The organism is Citrobacter sp. Cpo030, from assembly GCF_030333005.1.
In the GTDB taxonomy this organism is placed as follows: Bacteria; Pseudomonadota; Gammaproteobacteria; order Enterobacterales; family Enterobacteriaceae; genus Citrobacter; species Citrobacter portucalensis.
Window position 1 is genome coordinate 1 of record NZ_JAOWGT010000039.1, and the last position, 2,648, is coordinate 2,648.

The following is a 2,648-nucleotide window of genomic DNA, read 5'->3' on the forward strand; positions in this document are numbered from 1 at the left end:
ATCTAACATGTTTAATTAGTACATCAAAATTTATTAACACATAGTGTTAATAAAAATATCTCATCTCTCACACTCATTATCCACCCAGCCGTTTTTTCTCTAACGCGGCTTGTATTTCTTTGTCTCGCTCAATTAAGTAGAATGTGACTTTTTGTACAAAAAATCTTTGTTATAGGTAAATGCGGCAGCGATATATTGATGAGGGGCCGGCAAAGTATAAAATCCCTTCACACCAACATAAATAGTCATGATTATCTGCGCATCAGTGTATATCGTTGGATGGCAAAGTTTGTCCCTTACCCATTTATGGATTATTACAGGTTCAGGACCAAATGGCAGCGAATTAGGAAATAACCAATCCGTTTTATTTTCATCTTCTAACCGCAAAGTCACGTCTTCAAGTTTTTTCCTGGTTATTGATAAAAGATAAAAATATTCCTTCTCGCCTCATATTCAACCTGGTAATATCATCACTAACAGTACCCGTTGGTTTTGTTTTGTAGGGAGTTAAACCTTTATCATAAATATCCTGATAAGGTTTGCCTAATTACCGCACAAGAGTTTCGACGTCAATATTCATTTGCCACCAAGTCGTTTTTTCTCCAGCGCAACCTGAATCTTCTTTGCTCGTTCCAGTGGATAAAAAGTCACACTCTCCACAAAGGGTTCTTTATTATAACTAAATGAAGCAACTATATTTTGGTCAGGTACCAATAATGGATAAAATTCCTTTACCCCCCTATAGCTCGTCATAACCACCTTCGCGTCGACATAAATCATTGGCAGCCCGAAGCGTGCCCGCACCCACTGCTGCGTCATCACAGGCTCCAGACCAAATGGCATCGGATTAGGAAAAATCCAGTCGGTTTTCCCTTCGTCTTCTAACTTTAAAGATATTTCTTTGAATTTTTTATCAGGATCATTCGTAAAGACTAAAAAAATCCCTTCACGTTTCATATTTAATATAGATTCATCATCATCGACTGCACCGTAGGGTTCAGTTTTGTAAGGAATCAAGCCTTTTTCAATAATGTCAAAATAAGAATTCCCTAACTGCTTTACCAATTTTTCCACGTTTATATTCATTCAATACAATCCTATTAGTCGATTCAACTCATGTAATCTGGTTCTGATCTCTTCGCTCTTTTCATTACTCATGCCATATTCATTCTTAAGACACTCAGCATTCGCATCCCAGTTAGCATTGACTGCGGCTTCCAGATTACTTGCGTCCAGTTCCTTTTGTGTTAATACTTCACCATTTTCCACCTCAATATTCTGATTATTCCGCCCACCGTAGGTCTTACTACATTTTTTGTGTACGGCTTTCGGAATCACAACCGCTGCGACCTTATCAATCATTTTTTCGATAATTTCTCTGCATTCATCAGGATATAATTTTTTTAAGTATATCCGAACTGCCGCCTTAGATGGAATATGATCTACTTCATATAGGCCCTGCCTTGAACGCCCTTCGAAATTTTCATAAAAATCAACTTCATACTCTTCCACCGGGGCTTTTTGAAAATACACATAAATCGCCGATACAACCCCCATCGGGTCAACAATGATAAAGTCATTGAAATCCCGATCCTCAATGGGCAGCGTTTCAATATTTGGCTTCTGCTCCTCCGGGATCGGCGTTCCCGGTACGGGGGGTAACGGTTCGGGGGCGGGGTTAGGCAATCCCCAAATACCCCGAGCTTCCGGAACTGGTGTAGGTGGCGTGGAATAACCGCCTGTTTCACCATCATGGACAGTGGTCGGGCTGGCTCCCCACTCAAATCGCCCCTGCCCGCCAGACCTCGACCAGAGCAGCGTCACACCAGATAAGGCATCTTCAAATTGCCAGAGATCGTCATTGACTTGTTTTGCAAACCGGACACGAACCCGATCCAGCCCACTTTTTTCCCCCACCTCATAACTGCGGGAAATCATTTCCCCTGTCGCGGGGTCTTCTTCAATACGAAAACGTACACGTGTGCGGGCTTTCCCGTTCTGTTCAGCAATACTCCTCAGAGTATATTCAGAAAGATACTCTTCCCGAGTCACGGTTAAGTTCTGGCGGGTGTATGCGCCAATCAGTATTTGCCCATGGATCAGGTTATGGTAGAGCTGGTCGCCACGTATGCTCTGTAGCATTTCCGTCTCACCTGCATTCAACCCTTTCGAATAGAAGAGTGCCCCCAATGCAAAACGCCGACCAACCGTAGCTGCTGTTTCTACACCAACGCTGGTGACTGCCTGACCCACAGCCCTGCCCAGAGTGCCTGACACTTCCCCCATTGTTCCTGTTGCTGCTTGCGAAAGCTCAATGTATGTGCCAGCCGCAGAGTTAGCCAGCGCCATTGATTCAAAAAACACCTGTGCGGGTTTGCGCTCAACAACCGGCTCTTTCGCCGCTGATGATGTTTTCCCCTCTCCGGTCCCCAGTATCTGCACCATTACCGCTTTCTTCCTTCCATGGTTTACAGTAGCTCTACTTTCAGTGATTCAGGCAACGCGGTATAAACACGGGCCGTTTTCCCTTCTGCATCGGTTCGCCCTTCAAATATCTGACCTTTTTGGACGCTTAACTGCTCCAGTCCCTCAAAACGCAACACATCCAGTGCATGCGGGCATGAAGGAACCGTTAAGCTGTAGCGGTT

At 44.1% G+C, this 2,648-nt stretch carries 3 protein-coding genes and 1 pseudogene; all 4 read right to left on the reverse strand.

The features are described from left to right. Nucleotides 1–76: 76 nt before the first annotated feature. Nucleotides 77–526, reverse strand: a pseudogene (locus OGY37_RS01255) (DUF6392 family protein). A 50-nt stretch (nucleotides 527–576) separates the two neighbouring features. Continuing rightward, nucleotides 577–1,086, reverse strand: a complete 510-nt coding sequence (locus OGY37_RS01260) for a DUF6392 family protein (RefSeq protein WP_286619846.1) — start codon at nucleotides 1,084–1,086, stop codon at nucleotides 577–579. Beyond that, nucleotides 1,087–2,445: an S-type pyocin domain-containing protein gene (locus tag OGY37_RS01265; RefSeq protein WP_286619848.1), complete on the reverse strand. Its 1,359-nt coding sequence runs from the start codon at nucleotides 2,443–2,445 to the stop codon at nucleotides 1,087–1,089. A gap of 23 nt (nucleotides 2,446–2,468) precedes the next feature. Then, the coding region (locus OGY37_RS01270) for a hypothetical protein (RefSeq protein WP_286619841.1) at nucleotides 2,469–2,648 on the reverse strand (180 nt) is incomplete at its 5' end.